We start from the raw sequence: 22,460 nt of genomic DNA, 5'->3' as shown, positions 1-22,460 counted from the left end.
AACGGTGTTCGCCTCCCGGAAAGGTCGAGGTGCCGACCGGTTGATCCCCGCGCCTGCGGGGAACGGACGGCAGCGCCGTCGATCGACACCCCATCCTACGGTTGATCCCCGCGCCTGCGGGGAACGGCGTTGCCGCATTCTTCTTTGCCTGGTCTTTCACGGTTGATCCCCGCGCCTGCGGGGAACGGCTCAATGCCGAGGGCGGCCGAGTCTTCGCCAACGGTTGATCCCCGCGCCTGCGGGGAACGGCGGTCATCTCTTACCCTTTTATGAAAGGCGCGCGGTTGATCCCCGCGCCTGCGGGGAACGGTCCAGCGCCTCGATGACTTCTTGGTCTGTGTGCGGTTGATCCCCGCGCCTGCGGGGAACGGGACGTCATGGATGTGCGATTGCCAGGCAACATTCGGTTGATCCCCGCGCCTGCGGGGAACGGAACAACGGGCGCCCGCTGTCACTGAGCAAGTACGGTTGATCCCCGCGCCTGCGGGGAACGGGGCCGTCAGCATCATGTAAATCTCGGAGCCGCCGGTTGATCCCCGCGCCTGCGGGGAACGGATTCGACGCTAACAAGTAAGTGCTATGGGGGCCGGTTGATCCCCGCGCCTGCGGGGAACGGGGTGGCTGCCGAGTACAGGAAGTCGTTGAAGACGGTTGATCCCCGCGCCTGCGGGGAACGGGATCAAGATCAGTGCTCACATGATGTTTACTCCGGTTGATCCCCGCGCCTGCGGGGAACGGCAGACCGTGCTGAAGGACTGGTCGCCGGAGAACGGTTGATCCCCGCGCCTGCGGGGAACGGCGCCCTCGTACCAGTCAAGGAAATACTGGCACCGGTTGATCCCCGCGCCTGCGGGGAACGGCCATAGCGGGTGAACGGGACGTATCCGGTGCGCGGTTGATCCCCGCGCCTGCGGGGAACGGCGCGCTCGATCGCCTCCCAGTCATAGCGTTGTCGGTTGATCCCCGCGCCTGCGGGGAACGGGGCACCTCCTACACGGACGAAGGTTACGCCATCGGTTGATCCCCGCGCCTGCGGGGAACGGCGCATGACCCTGGAGACCCAGTCCGGGTGGACCGGTTGATCCCCGCGCCTGCGGGGAACGGCGCCTCGTCAAAGGTCTGCCCGGTGCCTGAGTCGGTTGATCCCCGCGCCTGCGGGGAACGGGGGTGTGCGTAACCGGGGCAGCGGCACCCCGTCGGTTGATCCCCGCGCCTGCGGGGAACGGGGCGTGCGCTATCAGAAGCCCATCTGGTCGGCCGGTTGATCCCCGCGCCTGCGGGGAACGGTATCGCGCCGGGGGTGACGCATGAGGAGTTCGCGGTTGATCCCCGCGCCTGCGGGGAACGGTTGAACGACTCGACCACCACGTCGCCCGATTGCGGTTGATCCCCGCGCCTGCGGGGAACGGACTAATCGTAGACGATTGTTTTAGCAGTGAAAAATCTTAAAGCAACTTTCCACCAGCCGTTTTAGCTATTACTGATTTTTAAAGAGCCATAAAAATCAATCGGTTGTAAAATTGGGAATAAAGCGCACCAGCCGTAGTCCGTCATGGTCTACCGGAAAACGCCGATTATCGCCGTAGGTCTGGAAGTCAAAACCTGATTCCTCGGCACAGGCCCAGGCCCAGGCCATCACCACATTGCCGTCCTCCGCCAGGGCTTGTATCTGCTCCCAGATCATTTCTCGGATACGACGGCTGACGTCCCCTACGTAGACACCGGCCCTCAGCTCGAGCAGCCAGATCGCCAAGCGCCCACGCAAGCGCGGCGGAACCGCTTCGGTCACTACCACCAGCATCGCCATCGCATCAGCTCCTGTGACCGTCGTCACCGCTCGGTGCGGCGGCGGGGATTGCTGGTGGCACGGCGTCCTGAGGGGGCGCTGGCACCTCGATCTCCCCGGCAGCCAATACCTCTTCGATCATCGGTATCAGCCGTTCCAGCAGGCGTGCCTTGCGAAAGGCCTTGCGACAGGCGACTCGAACCTCTCGCTCGGGCTGGCGGGGGTTATCTGCCGCCACCTTGAAAGCCGCCGGCACCACAGTTTCAAACTTCACGATATCGGCAATATCGTAGACAAAGCTCAAGGGCTTGCCGGTATGCAGAAAACCGATGGCGGGGGCGTAGCCTGCGGCCAGCACGGCGGCTTCGGTAACGCCGTACAGGCACGCCGTTGCCGCCGACAGGCACTGGTTGGGAACATCAGCGGTGTTCCAACTTGCCGGATCATAGCGGCGCCCCTGCCAACTGACGCCATATTGGCGCGCCATCGTCTGATAGGTCTTGCGCACTCTGGCCCCTTCCATACCCCGAAGCTGATCGACGCTACGCCGACTTGGCGGCGGCTCGCCAAAGCGCAATTCGAACATCTTGCGCACGACCTTGAGGCGCAGCCCCTCATCCAGCGCCAGCCGAGCCTGGTACAGCAGCTTGTCGGATCGCGCGCCACCGGGCTGTCCAGCGCTATACAGCCTGACGCCAGCCTCGCCGACCCAGATCAGCAGAGTGCCAACCGCTGCTGCCAGCTTGACTGCTGCGTGAGATACACGGGTCCCCGGTTCCAACAGCAGGCAGGCGACGCCTCCCACCGGGATATGCATGCGTTCGCCATTGACCTCATCGATCACGACGAAGGCGCCATCTCGCACGTCGATCTGCCCCTTGCCGACAAAGACCATCGATACTCGGTCCTTGATAGGAATGGGCTTGAGCGGAATAAAGGTCACGACAACCCTCCAGCAGCATTCAGGGGGATACATCGACGCCGATCTGATCTACGCCGGACGCACCATCAACATGCCGCAACCGAAGCCCTTGGCCCGGCCAAGCCCCTGGGACAAGGTCTCGAGCAATCGCTCGGGATCGGTCACCGTCAGTCGGCCCTCGTAGTCGACACTGGAAAAGCGGACCTCTCGCCCTCGCTTTTCCTTGCCGTCAGGCGTCTTGTAGAACAGGTGCTGGCGGTAGCTCCCCGCCGCCAGGGTGTCGGTATCGATGTCGACACCCAGCCGGTCGACTCGCTTTAGCAGCCAGTCCCTGGCCGCCTGGTCCATCGCTTCGATGCACTGGGTGCTTGAGCGCTGCTCTTTGGCAAACCGGCGCTTGGCATCCATCAGCACGTCGCAGCGATGAGAACGCCCTTCACCGTTGCCGCACCTGGCCACGGTAGGGTTGGCGCGTAGGCGGAAGGCCAGGGTCTGGCCGACGCTGAGGCGCGGGGAAAACGCCTGGGTCGTCACCTCCAGGTGGGCAAGCGAGGTCTTAGGCAGGCGCCGCGACAGCACGTAGAACAGCGGCAGTCCCTTGATGGCGGTAGGCGACTCGCCTTCTTCCAGCTCCTGACGGAACAGGAAGTCGCGCGTTTCGTCATCGTCTGCAAACAATTCCCATAGAAGCTTGTGCGCCGAATAGGCGTTGCCTTCCATGATCGCGAACAGCCGCTCACGGGACAGTTGATTGAGGTCCAGTCGAACCTTCGACAAGTACATCAGTGCGCCTCCGTTGAGGTACGGTCGATTTGCTGGGTACGGCTAAACTCGCTGCGCGCGCCGAACTGCCAGCGCTGGCGATCGAGCGGTTGATCCCAGACGTGATTGGCCTCCACCCCGTCCTCGTTGCCATCCAGAAAAGTAGCCTCGCCTTCCCAGACGTACTGGTCCGCCCCCGTCAGGCTCAGCGCACTCACCTCCCGCCTGGCGGCATCTGACTTGGCCGAGTCACGGGCGTTTTGCGCCAGGTCGCCTGGGCGCAGCGTGAGCGCGGGAAAGTCGATATCGAGCGCCTGCTTGAGATGGCGACACGACACAATGCGCGGCGCCAGCGGTGCCCCCAGTGGGCAGGCCTTGCGCCCCAGGTAAAGCACGAAGCGCGGCGTCAACAGCGCCTGCTCCACCTCCTGGAGCGATATCTGGGCCTCAGGTGTGAGCCAGACGGCCACCGTCCACAGGCCGTCGCAGCGATAGTCCCGGGTCGACAGTACGGTGTTGAGTCGATGACCGGGGCCGCTGAGCTCGTCGCGTCGAGTGCGGTGGCGAACGTTACGCTCACTCGAGGGCACCTGGGCGGTGTGATAGTCGCGCAGCAGCGTGCCCGACGTCCGCTGGCGGATGCCGAAGGCCAGCCCCTTGTCGATCCGTGCAAGGGCATCGCTGTCGTCACGGCGGATTCCCATGGCGGCGCCGATAAGGCCTAACAACGCGCCGCGACCAGGATGGTCCGCGCTGGGGCGGCGCTCCCCCACCGCTGGAGACCCCCAGCTCGCAAGTGGCGCGTAGAGTCGAAAGACCAGGTAGTCGGTCATTGCCAGCTCCTTAGCCTTGTTCGGTGATAAAGCGCGTCAGGCCGTCGAGGTTGCCGCGCTCGGCGCCGCTCAGCTTGGCCGCTTCAACACCCGGCACGGCGCAAAGGACGAAACGACGATCTGCCCCCGGGCCGTAGGCACCATCGAAGGCCTCTACCTGTTGCTCCAGAGCGGTGATGGCCTGCCCGGCCATATCTTCCCCGCGCACCGGGCGCAAAAAGGCCACCGACAGAGAACGCGGCTGCTGGTCGCCGCTCTCCGCCAGCACATAGCTGGCCTGGGCCCGCGAGCCAAAGCTGTTCTGCTTGCCCTTGGGCGAGATACGCGCCGCCGCCTGAGTCAGTGCAACGATGGCCTGGTCCGCCAGGGCCTTGTCACCGTTGAGGTTTTCCTCAAGCAGCCGACGATCGATACATAGATAGAGATAGAACAGGCCAGCGCCGTATCCCGCCTCGCCCACGTGGGCGGCACCGCGATGCTCATCACCGGTGTTCAGGTCATCCACCGCGGTGAAGTAGTCATCCTCCACTTCGGCCGCATGAACGGTGATGGCGTGGGCCACCTGGCAGGCCGCCTCGACGTTGAACGAGGGATGCTCCGCCAGCATACGGCCAAACAGGCCGATATCGACGGCGGCGGGGCGCTTGCGTAACAGATCCAGTTCTTCCTTGGTGGGCGCCCGTTGTTCTTGCGCTAATGTATCGACCAGCGCGTTTACCGCACTCCACTCCTCCGGCCCCACGTGGACGAGTTGCCCCGTCTCCAAGGCGCCTTTTTCGACCTTGCCGAAAACCGTGGCGATGCTAGCGGCCCACTCATTGGCCTGCTTCTCCTTGATGTCCTGGTCCATCAGCCTTTTGCAGGCTTCGACACCAATTCTCTTGGTTCGCTTGCCCATATGGGACGCCAGCGCTTCTTCGAACAGCTCGCTGGTGCGCCAGGCGCGCTTGAGGCTCTGGGACGACACGCGAAGCCGCTGGGCGCCACCCATCATGGCGGTCTTGGGGCGCCCCTGCTCATCGCGGTTGAGGTTGGCGGGCGGGTAGGAGGTCAACAGGTGCAGTTGCAGAAAATGACTCATGGAGGGATTCCTTTCACGTGAAACGAAAGTACGCGAGGCGTTCAAGAACGGCTGCCAGCGGCCTTAGCGCCCCGACGCCTTGAAGTAGTCATTGGCCAGCACAAAGGCGTAGCGTCGGGTGGGCTGCGCAGGCGCCTCGGAGCGCTGTTCGCTGAACCACAAGGCGACCAGCCTGGCGATGGAAAGCGCGCAGACGCCTCGCTGCCTGACCAGCCCCAGCGCCCGACGAAGGCGCATGGCAAGCTCGGCGGGATCACGTACCCGCATCAGTCGCTCCAGGCGCAGCTCGCTCATCATGGGCAGGTCGGTGCTGGGATTCTTGCTGCCAAGGCACTCCCCCAGCGGACGAGGGCCTTTATTCTTGCCACTCTCGCTTTGCTCGCTGCGCAGATCAGCGAGCACCAGGGCAATACAGGCCCAGCGCAAAAGCGCCTCTTCCCGCCACTGGCGAGGCTCGCACGCAGAGTCGACAAGCAGTTCTCGCTGGCTCCACAGCAGGCGAAAACCTTCACTGAGCATCGCCGCCTCGGGGGTGGCGCAGCGCCTGAGGCGCGCGCGGACACCGTTGGGGAAGGGGCGGGTGTCCGCGCCTTCTGGCCAACCCTCGGCAACCTTGATGGCCTCGATGGCCGGCTGGGTCTGGGTCAACCTGATCCACCAGCGTCGGATGATCCGGGCCTCCTGGGCCGTCAGCGGCCAGACATCCTCTTTCGTGGCGGACTCACCGGCGCCAGCTTGCCTGGCGATATCGGTCATGCGGGATTCTCCTCTAGGAGCGAGGCCCCATCCTCGGGCAACGCCTCGTTGGGCAGAAAGTCGCCCTTCTCGAAAAACTTACGTACCGACTTGGCCCTGCTACCGGCACCAAACCAGTACACCAGCGTCCGGCGAGCCTTGACTGCGCGCATCAGCCGCTTATCCATCTCACCACCGCTCAGCGCCCGGGCATCGAACAGCCCAAGTGCCTCGCGTCTGAGGGCCGCGTGCCAGGCCTTCGCGGCAGGGCTGGGCATATGCTGGCAGCGGTCATCCTTGAGCGCCTCGACCAACTCGGTCAGCGCATGAAAGAACGCCGGCTGGGTGGCATCGAAGAATTCGGCGTCCAACTGACTCAGATCCCCCTTTGCATCCTTTGGCCGATTGAACCAGGCCTCCTTGAGGCAGTGGCGGGTCTCGCTGACTGCCTCTCGCGCCAGCTCGGTAAAACACACCACCCAGTCACGCAGCACGGCCTGGCGCTCTACCGGCACCGCCAGCAGAGGAAGCTGCACGCCGTACCAGCAGCGGGGCTTCATATTGTCCATATCGAAACCGAAGGCCCACAGCCTGGCCTGTCTGGCCAGCGGGTCGAGCGCCTCACCGTCCTTGCGCGCCTGGCTGACGGCATGGGCCTTGTGCTTTAGATAGTCGGCCACCGTCAGTGCGGGCAGCGCGCCGCTTCCGGTGTCGTCACGCAGCACCAGATGGGACCAGTGGCGATAGCCGATGCCGCTAGGCTGGCCCTTGAGCGACAACGGCGGCTCGGCGGGCTTCTTGGGATCACGGCGGTAGGGGGTCAGCGGATGACGCCAGGGCCCGTCATAGTTGGCGCCATAGTTTTTGGTGCGCACCTCACGGACGCTGCTGTCGCTGTCGCGCCCGCAGAGGTCACAGGTGCAAGCGCGCTGCTCTTCGATCAGTCGAAAGCGCCGGGGCATCGCCCAGTAGGCATGCAGCGGATGCATGTCCTCGGGGACAAGGATGGCCCCCTTGGTCTCGCTGGTGCGGGTGGGCCCCATCCAGGGAAACAGGCTGGCGTCATTGGCACACACCGGACCGTCATGGCTACCTTGCGTCCGCCCCAAGCCGGGCACCACGTTCAGCCACAGTCGCTGCCATAGACTGGCGCTCTGATCGTCGGGCATCACCAACGTGGTCATGGGGCCGCCGCCGCGCAGTCCCACACGATGCCCGGCGCCGCCGGAAGGCGCGTTGATCTGCAGGGTGAAAAGCGCCAGTGCGGCGCAATCAGGGCAGATCGCTTCGACCCGGCCACGCTTGACGAAATGGTCGGTATTGAGCTTGATGCCGTTGGCGCCGGGGGAGTCGATCAATAGCCCCGCCACCGGCGAGGGCTTGACGTCCTCCAGGGCGTCCAGGTCCTGCATAAAGCGCGGACCATTACCGCAGTTATCGAATAGAGAGAACGCCGGCGCCAGCGGCGAGAGCCGCGCGCGAAACGCCTCCACACCAGGAGGCTCGGCCCAGCCATCCAGCCAATCATCGATATCGGTCGGGGCCAGCGCCGTCTGCAGCAGGCCGATCAGAAACTGGTAGGCCGCCCCCTGAAAGTCTTCCCGAGGCAGCGCCAGATCCACCACTTCGGGGTCAAGGATCGCCTCGATCGAGCGATAGCGAAGCTGCCCCTCCTGATAACGAAACGGCAACCAATCAGCGTACAGCAAGCTCATTGCCCTACCTCCTTCGCAGGATGATCGACACTACCCAATGACACGTCTTCTTGAGCACCCACAGAAACACCCCTCTCAGCAGCCATCGCCCAACCATGGTCATCTAGTCCCAAGCGTCCAGCTCATCAAGCAACTAGCGCAACCCATGCACCACAGTGCCACCGCTCTCAGCTACCTCTGACAAGCAGCATAGACGCCACCGACACGCAAAAAGAAAAAACCATTTAAAAAAACAAACAGATAAAAGACATTTAGTTTTATTGTTAATATTTAATATACATCTCATGCTAGCCCATCTCCGAAATGTTTGGATACTGTCGAGATGAGACAATACGCAGGTTTCCCGCAAGTGCCGGGATGACCCGGTGCATAGCCGCTCGGAGCTACGTTTCCTGCAGGCGCAGGCCTATGGCCTTCCGTTCGCCAAGAACACCAGCCCGCGGCTTGCGCTGTAATCCGCGTCGCTATCCCCTCCCACCAACCACGGCTGAATAAAACGCAGCGCGGGATACCGTGCGACCAGGGACTGCCACTGGGGCATCCATGTTTCCGGCAATTCGGCCAGGCGTCGCACCTGGCTCTCGCGCAGCCGTAGCTGACTCAACATGGCTACGTGTCGCTCGCCGTGGGCGTACAGACGCAGCTCGCCGTCGACCCGCTCCACCAGCGCCAGATTGACGCTAGGCTCATCGCCTAGCCGGGTTCCGAACTCCAGCTCCGATGACCAATCGCTGTCATCACCGTAGCCCTCGTTGAGTGCCAATACGTTGAACAGCGCCACGCTCCCGGCACGCCTGTCCTCGCCCTTTTGCTCGAAGCGGGCTTGATGCAGCTCATCCGGCACCTCGTCGGCGCTGGCACCATAGACGCCTTCAATCAGTGCCCTCGCCTCTCCGGGCATACGGATGGCGCCCCGTTCACGTAGCACCTTCTGGGTCAGCCAGCACAGGGACGTATCGGAATAGACCGCCTGAGTGCCGGGTAGCGCCCGCCTTAGCCACAGGGCATCCGGTTCATCAGTCCATTTGGGTGCCAGCACCATCAGGGTGGGAGCGCGACGTGGCTCGACGCGCTGGTGGCGCTGCAGCCGACCGGCACGCTGAATCAGCAGATCGACAGGCGCCAGATCGCTGATCATCAGATCCACGTCACAGTCCAGGGACTCCTGGAATACCTGGGTGGCGATAATCACTCGTCCGGCCCTTTCCTGGGCCGTTGAGTGCTTTCCCAACCGCTGGATCACATCGGACTCGATACGTTGACGGTCTTGCATAGCGAATCGGCTATGAAATAACTGGCAGCGCTCGGAGTCGGGATGCCGCTGGCAAATGACATCGAAGGCACGCAGGGCGTCATCGACGGTGTTGCGTACCCACGCCACACACTCACCGGCGTCAACTGCGGCCAGCACAGCCTCGACGGCCTCCCCTTCTTCGCATAACCACTGCAAGCCCACTTCCCGCTCGACCTCAGGGCGGGTGTCGATGGGGATTTCTTCGACTCCCTCGCGCCGCGCCGTCGTCAGCAATGGAAAATCCGTCTTGCGTGTCTCCCGCTCGTTGCCATCCACCTCCTCACTCCAGGCGTGCACCAGCGCCTGGCGCGAGGCCAGTGGTAGCGTAGCGGTCAGCAGAATGGCACTGCCCCCCATGCGCGCATGGTGGCGCAGCAGTTCATGCAACAGCGTCTGCATATAGACGTCGTAGGCGTGAACCTCGTCGACGATCAGCACCTTGCGTGCCAAGCCGTACAGACGCAGGGATTGATGGCGATACCGCAGTACGCCGGACAGCGCCTGATCGATGGTGCCGACACCAACGTCAGCAAGCAGCGCCTTCTTGCGCGAGTCACCCAGCCAACGGTTGCACTGGGCGCTGGCGTTGTCTTCTTCCCGGCTGTAGCGATGCTCTCGTGGCTGAACAGCGCCCAGGGCACGTGCAAAGTCGTCGTTAAGCTCGCGCGCACCGTGGGCCAGCACCAGCGATGGCCGCGAGTCCTCATGAAAGAAGTGTCGATGCAACGGGCCCATCCGCTGATACATGGCATTGGAGGTCGCCATGGTGGGCAGCGCGAAGTAGAGCCCCTCGCCGTGCCCGGCATGCAAAAGCCGCTGGGCCAGGATACAGGCGGCCTCGGTCTTGCCCGCTCCGGTCACGTCCTCAAGGATGTAGAGCTGCGGGCCGTCGGCGAGCACAAGGGTCTCGGCCGCCGCTTGCAACGGCGTCGGCGTCACCGCCTTGGTAGAGAACCAGGGAGCCATCCCGGCGTAGGCCAGTGGTCGCGGCGACTCAGCGAGCCCCACCGCATCCAGCGCCTGCTGCGCGCGGGGTAGCGCTTCGTTAAACCAATAGTCCTCGAGCGCCATGGGGGTAGAGCGATAGGCGAACCAGTCCCGGTTGGAGCCGACCCAGTCGCTTAGCACGGCCCACCCCGCCAGCACCCAGCTTGCTTGCGCCAATTGACGCGCGAAGTCCTCGCCCTGCATCCGTTCAAGCGGCCAGTACACCTGCAACAATGCCGCCCAATCCGCGACAAACGCCTTGGCGGCCAGGACGTCATCGCTGGTCTCATCGCCGGTAAAGTGGGCGTCGACATTCAGGTTACCCGCCTGCACCGGCACTCCATGATGGCCAAACATCGGAGCCATGAGCAGCCCCATGGCACTGACTGCGGCTCGTTTCTCTCGGCGCCCCTCGGGGAGTGGGCAGTCTCCCAGCGCGCCATCGCGAGCCCAGTCAGTGGAGTTATCTCGCCACAGCGCCGCGCCAAGCCGGTCGTGACGGGCCTCAATCGAATAGGTAAATCGCGAGACAGGTTGAACAAGCTCAACCCCATCGACGTGGGCAACGCTTTGAAAGGAACGGGCGAACTTGCCCAGATCATGAAGCCCCAGGGCGAAGACCAGCAGAGTTCTCAGGGAGACGGGATCGAGTCTTAGTCGGGATGCCAAGTGCCGGGAAAGCGGCCTCTCCGGGGCCAGCAGTTGCCAACCGACCGCCGCCACATCGAGGCTGTGAAAGGGCAATAGGTGGCAGGGCTCTCCGCCCGCTTCGGCTCTGGCCTTGCCCCAATAGCGAAAGTAGTTCATCAGCGCCCTCCTTGGCCCACATGTTCACTGTGGCACAATTTAGAGCGCTAAGCTTTGACAGCGACGAAGTTCCGACTTTTCTGACGGTCAGGCGGGTGATACATCCCCATCGATGACCGTGCGCCCCGGGCAGACGGTTGGCCAAGCCAGCTCAGGGCTCGCGCCGCAGAGGGACTACGGCTACCCCAGCGCTTCCTCGACGATGGCGCGGGCCTCGTCGCTCATGGGCAGGCCCAATGCGAGCTGGTGGGCGGCGGGGGACATCTTCTTCCAGGTCATCTGGACGATGCGGATCAGGTGGTCGTGATCGACCTGACGCGAGAAGTCGGCGAAGTAGTTCTCGAGGAACACCAGGCAGGCGCAGTCTTCCACCGCCTGGGTGCCGGGGTTGCGCCCCAGTCCCTGCTTGCGGATCATCCGCGCCACCTCCTCGGCGTCAGCGTCGCTGTAGCCGCAGGTGCGCATCACCTCCGCCGCCAGTTGGCCGGCGCGCTTGCCCTGGTCACGTCGCCAGGTCAAATAGCCGATGCGGCCCTCTTCATAGTCACTGCGCGGCACCTCCCAGCGTTTCAGGTGCTGGTTGTGCACGGCAAGCTGCACCAGCTCCGGTGCTTCGGGATCGAGTCGCTCGAGCCAGGCGCTCATGCGCCCAGCGTGCCACAGCTCCTGGGGCTGTGACGCCCCGCCCACCTCCACGCGGCGAGGGTCCTCGGCATGCAGGGCGTCGAGCCTTGCCTGGGCCTGGTCGAAGGGCGTTGTCGTCATGGGATTCCTCGATGGCGTCGATGCGTTGCCATCATGGTAACGGTCTGACGGCCATCTCAGTAGTCTTGCGCTGCTCCATGGCCGCGCAGATGACGGCAGGCCAGCGCCAGCGGCAGCAGAAAGATGGCGAAGCACCACATCGCGGCGGCAACCAAAACGACAAGCAGGAGGCGCGTCCACGGACGCTCAAGGGAGGTCAGCAGCGGGCGAAGCCCCTCGAGCAATACACCCAGCACCAGATCCATGCTCGGCAACAGCATGGCATTGAGTACCCCGGCCCAGATAGCCAGGTCGACGGGCACGCCATGGGGCACCAAGCTGACCAGCGCCAGCAGGGCCAGCACGAGAAGCGCCATCCATCGACAAATGCGGCGAGGTTCCGTCGACAGGGCGGGCAGCCGTGGGAACCGGTGGGGCAGCGTGAGCATGGGGAGCACCGAGCAGGAAGATATTCATACTCTATACTGCTCCTCCCCTACCCCCTTTGACTGACCTTTGTGTGCGTAATCACTTACAACACAATCAGCATGACCTACATCACGTTTTGTGCAGAACGTCCTCTGAACCGACGAAAAATCGTCAATCGACTAGTACCAACGGCCGATACGTGACGACAAAACAGCGCAGGGCCGACGCTTTGGCGTCGGCCCTGCGGGGTAGAACGCACCTGATGGAAACCGGTACCTGAGTCGCACCCACCAGGCTAGAAGGTATAGACCACGCTGCCGGTCAGGCTATCGACGTGCCCGATCTCGTCGGCATCGATGCGCTCGACCTCCAGACGCCCGGTCACATCGAACAGCTGCACCCGGGCGCCCAGCCCGAATACCGGGTCGGTGCCGGAATAGTCCTTGTTCAGGCCATTGCCGCTGCGGTCGGCGTCCCAGTCCGCCATGCCGGCCTTGCCGTAGACGCCGAAGGGGCCAAAGCTGAAGCCGGCGATGCCCATGGCCTGCAGGCTCTCCACCTCGAGCCGTGCCGAGGTGCCGTCGACCTCACCGTCGAGCTCACCGCCGTTGAGGTAGGACAGCTCCGCCCCCAGGTCGAGGAAGGGCAGCCAGCCGAAGTTGTAGCCGGCAAAGACCTTGGCCGCCGACGCCTCGTCGTCAAAGTCGTCATCGCCCTGCATCTGGCCGGCGCCGACACCGACGTACAAGCCGGTACTGCCGCCCGCCACGCAGTGGGTCGACGTCAGCAGGGCCAGCCCAAGGGCCGCCCCGACCAGCGCCATCCGCCGCAATATCCGTGACATCCTGAAAACTCCGTAGAAACGTTGTCCTGTTGTGCGAGACCAGGCACACCTGACACCTTATTTCAGTCTATCGTGGGAAGACATTCTTTGCAGTACCGATTGTAGGAAAGTTCCACGCCTGCCTCGAACGCTCTGGCGGCTACCTCAAGTGGATGGCCCGAGGGAGGGAAGTCGTGGAATCCCAGATATTGTTATGTTATAACTTTCAACCATTTTGCTCGACCGATTTGCCCCGGAGCTATCCTGCATGACCCATCGTCACCGCCCCGAAGGGCCTTGCCACTTCTCGCTGATGTCCCTGTCCATGCGGCGCCGACTGATGCTGGTGCTGATTCCCCTGCTGCCACTGTGGCTGGCGGTGTCCTGGTCCGCCGGATGGTGGCACTGATGTCACGCCTCGTCTTGCATGATCTGCAGTTGGCACGCGGCGGGCGCACCGTGCTCGAACATCTCGAGGGGCGCTTTCAGGATGGCGCCATCACCGCGCTCATCGGCGCCAACGGCGCCGGCAAGAGCACCCTGATCCAGGCCATCATGGGCAACTTGACGCCGGTCGCGGGCCGCGTCGAATGCGCCGTTCCGGCGGCGCGCCGCGCCTGGCTGCCGCAGCAGCTGGCGCTGGACCTGAGCTTCCCGATGAGCGTCGAGGAACTGATCATGACCGGCACCTGGCCGAGCCACGGTGCCTTCAAGGGTTACTGCGCCGCTCACTATCGCCGTGGGCGCGAGATCATGGAACGTCTGGGCATCTCGCGGCTGGCCCACCGCCCGCTGGGCGAGCTGTCCGGAGGCCAGCGCCAGCGAGCCCTGATCGGCCGGACGCTGATGCAGGAAGCCGAACTGCTGCTGCTCGATGAACCCTTTGCCAACGTCGACGTCGATACCGTCGAGATGCTGATGGACGTGCTGCGCGAGATGGCCGAACAGGGGGCGACCCTGATCATCGTGCTGCACGACATGGAGCAACTGGCACGCCTGGCCGATGACGTCCTGATCCTGTCCCAGGGCCACGGCCGCTGGGCCACGCCGGATGCGCTGGTGGAGCGTCACACCGGTCAATTGACCCGCCCACCTCGACTGCCGCTGACCTTTCCTGGATCTGTCTGAATGCTCGACTCGCTGCTTTCCACCCTGTACCTGTGGCTGATCGCCCCTTTCGACTATGCCTTCATGAGCCGTGCACTGCTGGCCAGCCTGGCGCTGTCGCTGGCGGCGCCGCCGCTGGGGGTCTTCCTGATGCTGCGCGGCATGAGCCTGATCGGCGACGCCATGTCCCACGCCATCCTGCCCGGCGTTGCGCTGGGTTTTCTGATGGCCGGTTTCTCGCTGCCCATCATGAGCCTTGGCGGCATGCTGTCAGGGCTATTGATCGCGCTGTTGGCCGGCAGCGTGTCCCAGCTCACCGGCCACCGGGAAGACTCGGCCATGGCGAGCTTCTTCCTGATCTCGCTGGCGGCCGGGGTCATGCTGGTCGCCCTGGGCGGCAGCAGTGTCGATCTGACCCATGTGCTGTTCGGCTCCATCCTGGCGGTGGACACCACCGCCCTGGTGCTGATCACCGGCATCAGTAGCCTGATCGTCATCACCCTGGCGGTGATCTTCCGCGCCCTGGTGGTGGAATGCCTCGACCCGCTGTTTCTGCGCAGCCAAGGCACCAGAAGCGGTCTGGTCCACGGTGTCTTCCTGGGGCTCGTCGTGCTCAACCTTACCGCCGGGTTTCAGACCCTGGGCACGCTGATGGCGGTCGGTCTGATGATGCTGCCGGCCACCACCGCTCGCTTCTGGAGCACGCGCCTCGAGGGCCTGATAGTGCTGTCGGTGGTGATCGCGCTGGGCGCCAGCCTCGGTGGCCTGCTGATTTCCTACCACCTGAGCCTGCCCTCTGGACCGGCCATCATCCTGCTGGCCGGTGTGGCCTATCTGCTGTCGGCGCTGTTTGGCCGCCAGCACAGTCTTTCTGCTCGCCTTCGTCGTCGCGCCACACCGCTGCGCGCCGACGACCACGCCTGACGCGCCCCGCCGTCCCCTGACCAACCGGAGATCAACGTCCATGCCACTGTCACTGCCTCATGCCTTCGTCAAACGCCACGCCTGGATTGCCCTGACGGGACTCGCCCTTGGCCCCCAGGCCGTGGCAGACGAGTCCACCCAGGTGGTCGCCAGCTTCAGTGTATTGGCCGACATGGTACGCAACGTCGGCGGCGACAGGGTCGAGGTCACCTCACTGGTCGGCCCCGACAGCGACCCCCACGTCTACTCCCCTCGCCCGACCGACGCCAGGGCCCTGGCCGAGGCAGACCTGGTGGTGCTCAACGGCCTGCAGTTCGAGGGCTGGATGACGCGCCTGCTCGACGCCAGCGGCTATCAGGGCAAGACCGTTGTCGCCACGGACGGAGTGCCGCTGCTGGCCTATGGCGGCCAATCGCTGCATCGCCAGAAAGAGGAAGGGGCCGAACACGACCATAAAGAGCACGATCATGAAGAGCACGATGGCCACGATCATGACAGCCATGAAGAGCACGACAGCCATGAAGAGCACGGCGGCCACGGTGATCACGACAGCCATGAAGACCATGAAGATCACGACGGCCACGATGATCACGACAGCCACGACCATGGCGAGTACGACCCCCATGCCTGGCTCGACCTGTCGGCAGGACTGATCTATGTCGCCAATATCCGCGACGGGCTGATCGCCGTCGACCCTGACAACAGCGAGCACTACGCGTCCAGGGCCGACAGCTACATGGAGGATATCCAGGCGGCCCACGACCAGGTGCTCGCGCTGCTCGACGACCTGCCGGAACACGCCCAGGTCATCGTCGGCCACGACGCCTTCGGCCACTTCTCTCGGGCCTACGGCATCGACTTCCTGTCGCCGGTCGGTCTGTCCACCGAAGCGGAACCGTCAGCGGCTGATATCGCGCGCATGGTGGACGTCATCCGTGAACGCCAGATTCCGGCGCTGTTTGTCGAGAACATGTCCAGCCCGGCGCTGATGGAACAACTGTCCGAGGAAACCGGCGTGCCCATCGCCGGCTCACTCTACAACGGCGCCCTGTCCGAAGAAGGGATGACGTCTCACTACCTGGGAATGATCCTGCACAATGCCGAGGTGCTGCATCAGGGGTTGGTCGATGCCGAGGGTCATGACGATAGCCACGATGGCCACGACCACGACCACGACCACGACCACTGATCCTGCCTCTCTCGACAGCTCGAGTGGACGCCACACGCCGTCCTGTCGACCTGCAGAAAACAAAGGACCGCCCTGGGGCGGTCCTTTCATCTTTCGCTCCAAACGGCGGTCTTCAGTCGACGCTTGAGGCAACCGACATCAGGCTTCGGGGATCTCCAGTGCATCGCGCACCACGGGCCAGGCCTCCTCGCCGTCGCGCGTGGTGACCCCCTCGAGGAAGCCCTTGGTCTCCTCGGGGTGTTCACGCAGCCAATCGACGGCAACCTCCTCCGGCTCGCGCTCTTCGTAGCTGAAGCCACGGATCATGGCGCTCTGGTCATCGGCGGTAAACACCAGCTGATCGAGCAGACGGGTGGCATTGGGGTGGCTCTCGGCGAACTCGCTGCGCACCAGGGTGCGCACGTCGCTGCGGCCGCCTTCCGGGCCCCACATGTCCTCGGGGTCATCCAGATAACGCACGTCGAACTCGATGTTCATCCAGTGCGGGGTCCAGGCGGCGAACACGATCCACTCTTCACGATCGATCGCCGCGTCCACGGCGCTCAGCATGCCTGGCGTCGAGGTCTCGGACAGGTTCCAGTCACCCAGACCGTAGGTGTCCTCATCCACGGCGCTGTTGAGCGAGTCGCTCATGCCGGAGCCCACCTCGATGGAATAGATGGTGCGGTCCAGCTTGTCGGCAAACTCTTCCTTGTCCAGATCCTCCGCCGTTTTCACGCCGGCTTCGTAGACGTAGGTGGGTACGGCAAAGCCGAGGCGCGCACCGTCGACGTTGTTGCCAAGGTCCTCGAGCTTGGACTCGCCATCCTCGAAGCTGGCGTCGTACATGCCCTGCTGGGCCGGCAACCAGGCCGCCAGAAAGGCGTCGAGCTCTCCCTGGCGCAGGGCCTGATAGGTGATGGTGGAGCCCAGCTCTTCCTGGACCGGCTCGTAGCCCAGGGTCTCGAGCAGGGTGGATGCCAGGGCCGTCTTGACCGTTACACCGGGCCAGGCGGGCACGGAAAAACGAACCTGGGCATCTTCCTGGTCCTGAGCATGGGCGCCGAAGGAAGCCGCGAGCGCAATCGAGGCCGCCAGGGCCAAGGGCATGGAATGGTGTCGCATGGTTCACCTGTCGATAGCTGTAGAAGCCATCAACCATACCGGCTCGGCACACCGCCTCAAGAACGCGCCTTCAACGACTGGGTCACGGCACCGCACTTACCTGTTTGCCAGAAGTCCTTTGCTGGACCAGTCTTAAGAGGCCCGTTTCGCCGGAGGAAACACCAAGATGGCTGACATCGACTACACCCTGGAGCGCCAGATTACCCTCAAGGCACTCGCCAAGGCCTTGTCCCGCGGGTTTTCGCCCATCGTCGAGGTGGAGTCGATGGATGGCATCTACACGGTGCGCTTTCATCACGCCAACGGCACCACAGAGCTTGCCGACGACAAGGGGCGAACCCGCACCTTTCTCGGCACCGGCGAGATCCGCGAGTTACTCGGCGGCGTCGGCCTGACCCATGGCGTCCTGACCTGGACCGACCAGTGCGGTGACGAGATGATCGGCGTGGAGGGCAAGGCCATGACCCCCGACGAGATGCTGGCCAACGGCACACGCATCTCCTTTCGTTAGGGGGCACGTATCTCCTGTCGTCAGGGGGCATCGGCCTGTCGGTCGCGTCCGCGCCTGGTCGCCTGGTCGCCTGGTCGCCTGGTCGCCTGGTCGCCTGGTCGCCTGGTCGCCTTGTCATTGTCGTTGTCGCTACGCCTGCGGCGCCAGCGACACATTACGCCTCGGCCCCCTTGGCCTGCCTGGTAGGGCAGAGTACCGTAGAGGGCGCCTCGTCTGTGCAGGGAAAGCCGCAATGACCACTTCGATGCCGTGGTACACCAGATCCTCTTGGACAGCCCTGATGGCACTGCTGCTGGTGCTGCTGGGGGGCTGTGCCTCGGCCCCGCTGAGCACCGATGACGGCGGCCAGGGACTGTCCATGGAACGTGCCCTGATCCTGTCCGAGGCGCGCAGCGCCGTCGGCACCCCCTACCGGTTCGGCGGCAACGATCCGCGCGGGCTGGACTGTTCCGGCCTGGCCCAGATGACGTATTCCCGGGCGGGTATCCCCTTGCCGCGCTCATCCCGGGAGCAATACCGGCGCCTGCCGCCCATCGACGAGGCACGGCCGGGTGATCTTCTGTTCTTCGCTACCGGCAAGGGTCCCGGGGTCAGCCATGTCGGCATCTACGCCGGCGACGATGTGATGATCCACGCGCCCGGACGCGGGCGAACGGTCACCACCACCTCGCTGTCCATAGACTATTGGCAGGATCGCTTCGTCGGGGCGGCCGCGCCGGCGCCCTGACGCTCGCTGCCACGAGGCCGCGCCCCGGTCTCACCGATCGACCCGACGGGTCCGTCCGGGCCCGTCGCCATCAACCGCCAAGGAGACGACCATGACGCTACGACTGGGTGATACCGCACCGGACTTCACACAGGAAAGCACCGCCGGCACCATTCACTTTCATGAGTGGGCCGGTGACAGCTGGGTCATCCTGTTCTCTCACCCCAAGGACTTCACCCCGGTGTGCACCACCGAACTCGGGGAAGTGTCGCGCCTCAAGGGTGAATTCGACAAACGCAACGCCAAGGCCATCGGCCTGTCGGTGGACCCCATCGAAGATCACCACGCCTGGGCCGGCGATATCGAGGACACCCAGGGCCACGGGCTCAACTTCCCGCTGCTCGCCGACGCCGATCGCAAGGTCAGTGACCTATACGACATGATCCACCCCAACGCCAACGACACCCTGACGGTGCGAAGCGTATTCATCATCGATCCGGCCAAGAAGGTGCGCCTGACGCTGACCTACCCGGCCAGCACCGGACGCAACTTCGACGAGATCCTGAGGGTGCTGGACAGCCTGCAGCTGACCGACGGCTACAAGGTGGCGACCCCGGTGAACTGGAACCATGGCGACCGTTGCATCATCGTGCCTGCCGTCTCCAACGACGAGGCCAAGACCCTGTTCCCTGAGGGCTGGGACGAACAGCGTCCGTACCTGCGTTTTGTCAAACAGCCCGGCAAAAAGTAACCAGCAACAGGACTGAGACCGTCCGAGGGGGACGAACAGCGCCCCCTCTCTTTATCTACCGTTTTGTCAAACAGCCCGGCAAGAAGTAAGGACGGAAAGTAGCCGAGGGAGGGACGAGCAGCGCCCCCTCTCTATCTACCGCTACGTCAGACAGCCTGTCCCCTCAGCGATGGCCGCCCCCGGGCGGCCATCGTCGTGTCGGCGTCTTCCGACGCCTAATAAGCATATAACGGATTGATCGCACGCCTGCGTGTCGCCCTCGTCCCCCGATCGTTATCATGCTGATCATTAACTTCATTGCTCCGGGAGGGCTCCATGCCCCAGCTCCTTTACCGCTGGCTGACCGCCGCCGCCCTGCTTCTGCCTGGTACCGCCATCGCCGCCGACGAAGGTCCGCTGGAGGTTGGTTATATGCCGATCCTGCCGGTGGCTCAGCTATTCGTGATGGAGGGCGAAGGCTGGACCGAAGAGGCCGGCCTGGAACTTGAGCTGACACGCTTTTCCAGCGGGCCGGCGATGGTCCAGGCGCTGGCCTCGGGTGATCTCGACGTCATGTACTTCGGTATCGGCCCGGCCATGGTGGCTCGCGCCAACGGGGTACCGATCAAGGTACTGGCGGCCGCCATCCAGGAGCAGATCGGCCTGGTCGCCCGCGGCGAACTGGCCAGCCTGATGGCCGACGCCGACCCGGCCCAGGCCATCGCCGACTTTACCGAGCGCGAAGGCCGTCGGCCCAAGATCGCCACCTTCCCCAAGGGCTCGGTACCCGACACGGTATTGCGCTACTGGCTGGACGAACGCCTGGGCATCGGCAGTGACGCCGTCGAGATCGTCGCCATGGGCGCCGATCGTGTCCAGCAGGCGCTGCTGGCCGGTGCAGTGGACGCCGCCTCGACCCTGGAGCCGATACTCTCCACCGTGACCGAACGCCTCGACGACGCCCAGATCGTGGCCCACGCCTCGGACATGTTGCCGGGTCAACCCGGCGCGGTGCTGGCAGCACGCGAAAGCCTGCTCGAACAGCGCCCCGATGCCGTCAGCACCTTGCTCGAACTTCACCTGCGAGCGACCCACGCCCTGGTCGATACGCCACAGCAGGTCGCCCCCTCGGTGCGCGAGTTCGTCGGCAAGCGTCTGGTGCCGCTGGAAACCGTAGAGGCTGCACTGTCCTCGCCCTTCGCCAACTACGGCGCCGATCCCCACGCGATCGTCGAGGGCACCCGCACCATGCATGACTTCCAGCTGGCCAACGGCACCCTCAAGCAGGGCCTCGACATCGACACCCTGTTCGACACCCGCTGGTACGACGACCTGACCGCAAGCGCTGACGCAGACGCCGAAGAAGGCGACACGAGCCCATGAAGTCGGTATCTCGTAGCCGGCGCACCGGCCTCGGTGCGCTGGGGCTCGTCGCCTTTGTGGCACTCTGGGAGATCTCACTGCGCCTGGGGCTGCTGCCCGGCAATCTGGTTCCGCTGCCCTCTGCGATCCCGACGGTCTTCTGGGGCGAGGTGGTCGACGGCATCTGGTGGGAAGTCGTCAGCTCGAGCCTGTCTCACTACAGCGTAGGGGTGGCTATCGGCTCGCTGGCAGGCATCGCCATGGGCGTAGCGGCGGCCCTGCTGCCGGTGTTCGACGCCCTGCACGCCTGGCTGGCGCGCCTGCTGCGCCCGATCCCGCCACTGGCCTGGATCCCTTTCGCCATCATCTGGTTCGGGATCACGCCATCGGCGGCGGCCTTCATCATCAGTATCGGGGTGTTCTGGATCAACTACTTCGCCAGCTACAGCGCGGTGCGTGCGGTGGACCCCGGCTATGACGAGGTAGCCAGGGCCTTCGGCCAGGGTTCGCTGCTGGCCCGCCTGACCAAGGTCAGCCTGCCAGCGGCGGCCCCCGGCATCCTCGGTGGCCTGCGCGCCGGCCTCGGCCAGGGCTGGATGACCGTGGTCGCGGCCGAACTGTTCGGCATTCCCGGCATCGGCCAGCGCATGATGGAGGCCTCGGGCCTGCTGGCCACCGATATCGTGGTGGTCTACATGCTGACCATTGCGGCGCTCTACGCCCTGTTCGACCTGGGCTTCCTGCATCTGCAAAAAAGGCTGCTGATATGGACACCCTGACAGCCGAACGCAACGCCGACGCCTGCGTGCTCAAGGCCCATGACCTGGCCTTGGGCTTCGGCGGCCAGCGCGTGCTCGAACATGTCGACCTGCGCCTGGCTCCACGGGAGTTCATCGCCATCGTCGGTGCCTCCGGGGTCGGCAAGTCGACACTGCTGCGGGCACTCTGCGGCCTGCTGCCGGCGGTGGCAGGCGAGCGCTGGCTGGACGAGAGCCCACGTGATGGAGCGCGGCCCTGGTCGATGGTCTTCCAGGCGCCGCGGCTGTTTCCCTGGCGACGCATCCGCGCCAATGTGGCGCTCGGGCTCGAGGGACTGGGGCTGTCCCGGGAGGAGCGCCAGCGCCGCGCCCTTGCGCCGCTGGAGCTGGTCGGCCTGGGCGACATGGCCGAGCGCTTTCCTTCCACCCTGTCCGGCGGCCAGCAACAGCGTGTCGGCATCGCCCGGGCGCTGGCGGTAAAGCCCCGGGTGCTGTTCATGGATGAGCCCTTCTCGGCGCTGGATGCGATCACTCGCCGTCGCCTGCAGAACGAGTTGATCGACCTGCGCCAGCGCACCGAGGCCGCCATCGTCTTCGTTACCCACGACATCGAAGAGGCGGTGCTGCTGGCAGACCGGGTGATGGTGCTCGGTGGACATCAGGGCGGGGCCCCGGCGCGGGTCATCGACACCCTCGAGATCACGCTGCCCACCGACAATCGCCGTGAGCATTCCGACTTCGGCGCCCAGGTCCATCATCTGGAAACATTGATCGGCGCCGCCCCGGAGGCGTCATGAGCGATACCGGCCTGCCCCCCCGCGAAGCGGGTGATTCACGCTTGAAGGTGATGCTTCACGCTCCCTGCGCCGAGAGCCTTGCCCGCGCCAGGCGCAATGCCCGCAACCTCAAGGCCGCCAGCCCCGAGGCCGAGGTGCTGATCATCACCAATGCCGGCGGCGCGGCGGCCGCCGTCGCCACCCCGGACGACACCGACGTATGGTTAAGACTGTGTCGCAACAGTCTCGACGCCCAGGGCATCGTCGACACCCGGGGACTGGCCATCGTCGAGGCAGCGGTACTCACCCTGGCCGAGGGCCAGCGCCAGGGCTGGGCCTATATCCGCGCCTGACGCACGCGTTTGATCCACGTCC

The 22,460-nt window shown here is 64.4% G+C and carries 23 protein-coding genes and 1 CRISPR repeat array (1 of these 24 cut by a window edge); of the genes, 11 read left to right on the top strand and 12 right to left on the bottom strand.

Annotation, left to right across the window (positions count from 1 at the left end; all coding sequences use genetic code 11):
• Positions 1-1,409: direct repeats of the CRISPR family, unit length 29 nt; unit sequence CGGTTGATCCCCGCGCCTGCGGGGAACGG; it reaches 696 nt to the left of the window's first position.
• A 95-nt stretch (positions 1,410-1,504) separates the two neighbouring features.
• From cas2e to EBB56_RS20730, 11 genes are all read right to left on the bottom strand, one after another.
• On the bottom strand, positions 1,505-1,807 hold the full coding sequence (cas2e, locus tag EBB56_RS20780; RefSeq protein ID WP_124805232.1) for a type I-E CRISPR-associated endoribonuclease Cas2e: 303 nt from the start codon (positions 1,805-1,807) through the stop codon (positions 1,505-1,507).
• Between the two features lie 4 nt (positions 1,808-1,811).
• On the bottom strand, positions 1,812-2,729 hold the full coding sequence (gene cas1e / locus EBB56_RS20775) for a type I-E CRISPR-associated endonuclease Cas1e (protein WP_124805231.1): 918 nt from the start codon (positions 2,727-2,729) through the stop codon (positions 1,812-1,814).
• 48 nt (positions 2,730-2,777) lie between these two features.
• A complete protein-coding gene (cas6e, locus tag EBB56_RS20770; RefSeq protein ID WP_124805230.1) occupies positions 2,778-3,491 on the bottom strand; it encodes a type I-E CRISPR-associated protein Cas6/Cse3/CasE in 714 nt (237 codons plus the stop codon).
• Positions 3,491-4,303: a type I-E CRISPR-associated protein Cas5/CasD gene (cas5e, locus tag EBB56_RS20765; protein ID WP_124805229.1), complete on the bottom strand. Its 813-nt coding sequence runs from the start codon at positions 4,301-4,303 to the stop codon at positions 3,491-3,493. The genes cas6e and cas5e overlap by 1 nt, the downstream gene beginning before the upstream one ends.
• 10 nt (positions 4,304-4,313) lie before the next feature.
• Positions 4,314-5,384, bottom strand: a complete 1,071-nt coding sequence (gene cas7e / locus EBB56_RS20760; protein ID WP_124805228.1) for a type I-E CRISPR-associated protein Cas7/Cse4/CasC — start codon at positions 5,382-5,384, stop codon at positions 4,314-4,316.
• Between the two features lie 63 nt (positions 5,385-5,447).
• Positions 5,448-6,140, bottom strand: coding sequence for a type I-E CRISPR-associated protein Cse2/CasB (casB, locus tag EBB56_RS20755; RefSeq protein ID WP_124805227.1), 693 nt, complete (start codon positions 6,138-6,140; stop codon positions 5,448-5,450).
• Entirely contained in the window at positions 6,137-7,834 is a 1,698-nt protein-coding gene (casA, locus tag EBB56_RS20750; protein WP_124805226.1) for a type I-E CRISPR-associated protein Cse1/CasA, read from the bottom strand. The genes casB and casA overlap by 4 nt, the downstream gene beginning before the upstream one ends.
• 406 nt (positions 7,835-8,240) lie before the next feature.
• Complete coding sequence (gene cas3, locus EBB56_RS20745) at positions 8,241-10,922, bottom strand: CRISPR-associated helicase Cas3' (protein ID WP_124805225.1); 2,682 nt, start codon at positions 10,920-10,922, stop codon at positions 8,241-8,243.
• A 180-nt stretch (positions 10,923-11,102) separates the two neighbouring features.
• Positions 11,103-11,687: a DUF4202 domain-containing protein gene (locus tag EBB56_RS20740; RefSeq protein WP_045993490.1), complete on the bottom strand. Its 585-nt coding sequence runs from the start codon at positions 11,685-11,687 to the stop codon at positions 11,103-11,105.
• Between the two features lie 56 nt (positions 11,688-11,743).
• A complete protein-coding gene (locus EBB56_RS20735; protein ID WP_124805224.1) occupies positions 11,744-12,115 on the bottom strand; it encodes a hypothetical protein in 372 nt (123 codons plus the stop codon).
• 275 nt (positions 12,116-12,390) lie between these two features.
• Entirely contained in the window at positions 12,391-12,939 is a 549-nt protein-coding gene (locus EBB56_RS20730; RefSeq protein WP_052704403.1) for an outer membrane beta-barrel protein, read from the bottom strand.
• A 247-nt stretch (positions 12,940-13,186) separates the two neighbouring features.
• Here EBB56_RS20730 and EBB56_RS21955 point away from each other — a divergent pair, with 247 nt between their 5' ends.
• From EBB56_RS21955 to EBB56_RS20715, 4 genes are read left to right on the top strand one after another with little or no spacing between them, the layout of a single operon-like run.
• Positions 13,187-13,327: a hypothetical protein gene (locus EBB56_RS21955; protein WP_181248609.1), complete on the top strand. Its 141-nt coding sequence runs from the start codon at positions 13,187-13,189 to the stop codon at positions 13,325-13,327.
• Positions 13,327-14,046: a metal ABC transporter ATP-binding protein gene (locus EBB56_RS20725; RefSeq protein WP_045993493.1), complete on the top strand. Its 720-nt coding sequence runs from the start codon at positions 13,327-13,329 to the stop codon at positions 14,044-14,046. Before EBB56_RS21955 ends, EBB56_RS20725 begins: the two co-directional genes overlap by 1 nt.
• Positions 14,047-14,949, top strand: coding sequence for a metal ABC transporter permease (locus EBB56_RS20720; protein WP_108132148.1), 903 nt, complete (start codon positions 14,047-14,049; stop codon positions 14,947-14,949).
• 40 nt (positions 14,950-14,989) lie between these two features.
• On the top strand, positions 14,990-16,138 hold the full coding sequence (locus tag EBB56_RS20715) for a metal ABC transporter solute-binding protein, Zn/Mn family (RefSeq protein ID WP_124805223.1): 1,149 nt from the start codon (positions 14,990-14,992) through the stop codon (positions 16,136-16,138).
• 138 nt (positions 16,139-16,276) lie between these two features.
• Here EBB56_RS20715 and EBB56_RS20710 read toward each other — a convergent pair whose 3' ends face one another.
• Positions 16,277-17,242 (bottom strand): ABC transporter substrate-binding protein, encoded by a 966-nt coding sequence (locus tag EBB56_RS20710; protein WP_124805222.1) that lies wholly within the window; start codon positions 17,240-17,242, stop codon positions 16,277-16,279.
• A 166-nt stretch (positions 17,243-17,408) separates the two neighbouring features.
• On the opposite strand from EBB56_RS20710, the gene EBB56_RS20705 reads away from it, so the two are divergent.
• The 7 genes from EBB56_RS20705 to EBB56_RS20675 all read left to right on the top strand — a co-directional run bounded on the left by EBB56_RS20705 (position 17,409) and on the right by EBB56_RS20675 (position 22,438).
• On the top strand, positions 17,409-17,753 hold the full coding sequence (locus EBB56_RS20705; protein WP_045993496.1) for a hypothetical protein: 345 nt from the start codon (positions 17,409-17,411) through the stop codon (positions 17,751-17,753).
• A 280-nt stretch (positions 17,754-18,033) separates the two neighbouring features.
• Positions 18,034-18,480, top strand: a complete 447-nt coding sequence (locus EBB56_RS20700) for a C40 family peptidase (protein WP_240184218.1) — start codon at positions 18,034-18,036, stop codon at positions 18,478-18,480.
• A 91-nt stretch (positions 18,481-18,571) separates the two neighbouring features.
• Complete coding sequence (locus tag EBB56_RS20695) at positions 18,572-19,210, top strand: peroxiredoxin (RefSeq protein WP_108132145.1); 639 nt, start codon at positions 18,572-18,574, stop codon at positions 19,208-19,210.
• A gap of 315 nt (positions 19,211-19,525) precedes the next feature.
• Positions 19,526-20,572 carry an ABC transporter substrate-binding protein gene (locus tag EBB56_RS20690; protein ID WP_045993498.1) on the top strand — a complete coding sequence of 349 codons (1,047 nt, stop codon included), beginning with the start codon at positions 19,526-19,528 and terminating at the stop codon, positions 20,570-20,572.
• Positions 20,569-21,330, top strand: coding sequence for an ABC transporter permease (locus EBB56_RS20685; RefSeq protein WP_108132144.1), 762 nt, complete (start codon positions 20,569-20,571; stop codon positions 21,328-21,330). The genes EBB56_RS20690 and EBB56_RS20685 overlap by 4 nt, the downstream gene beginning before the upstream one ends.
• Positions 21,318-22,106, top strand: coding sequence for an ABC transporter ATP-binding protein (locus EBB56_RS20680; protein ID WP_124805221.1), 789 nt, complete (start codon positions 21,318-21,320; stop codon positions 22,104-22,106). Before EBB56_RS20685 ends, EBB56_RS20680 begins: the two co-directional genes overlap by 13 nt.
• A complete protein-coding gene (locus EBB56_RS20675; protein ID WP_124805220.1) occupies positions 22,103-22,438 on the top strand; it encodes a hypothetical protein in 336 nt (111 codons plus the stop codon). Before EBB56_RS20680 ends, EBB56_RS20675 begins: the two co-directional genes overlap by 4 nt.
• Positions 22,439-22,460 lie beyond the last annotated feature (22 nt).

The sequence above is a fragment of the Halomonas sp. YLB-10 genome, assembly GCF_003856855.1.
In the GTDB taxonomy this organism is placed as follows: domain Bacteria; phylum Pseudomonadota; class Gammaproteobacteria; order Pseudomonadales; family Halomonadaceae; genus Halomonas; species Halomonas litopenaei.
Note: the sequence above shows the minus strand (reverse complement) of the source record. Positions and strands in the feature narration are given on the sequence as shown.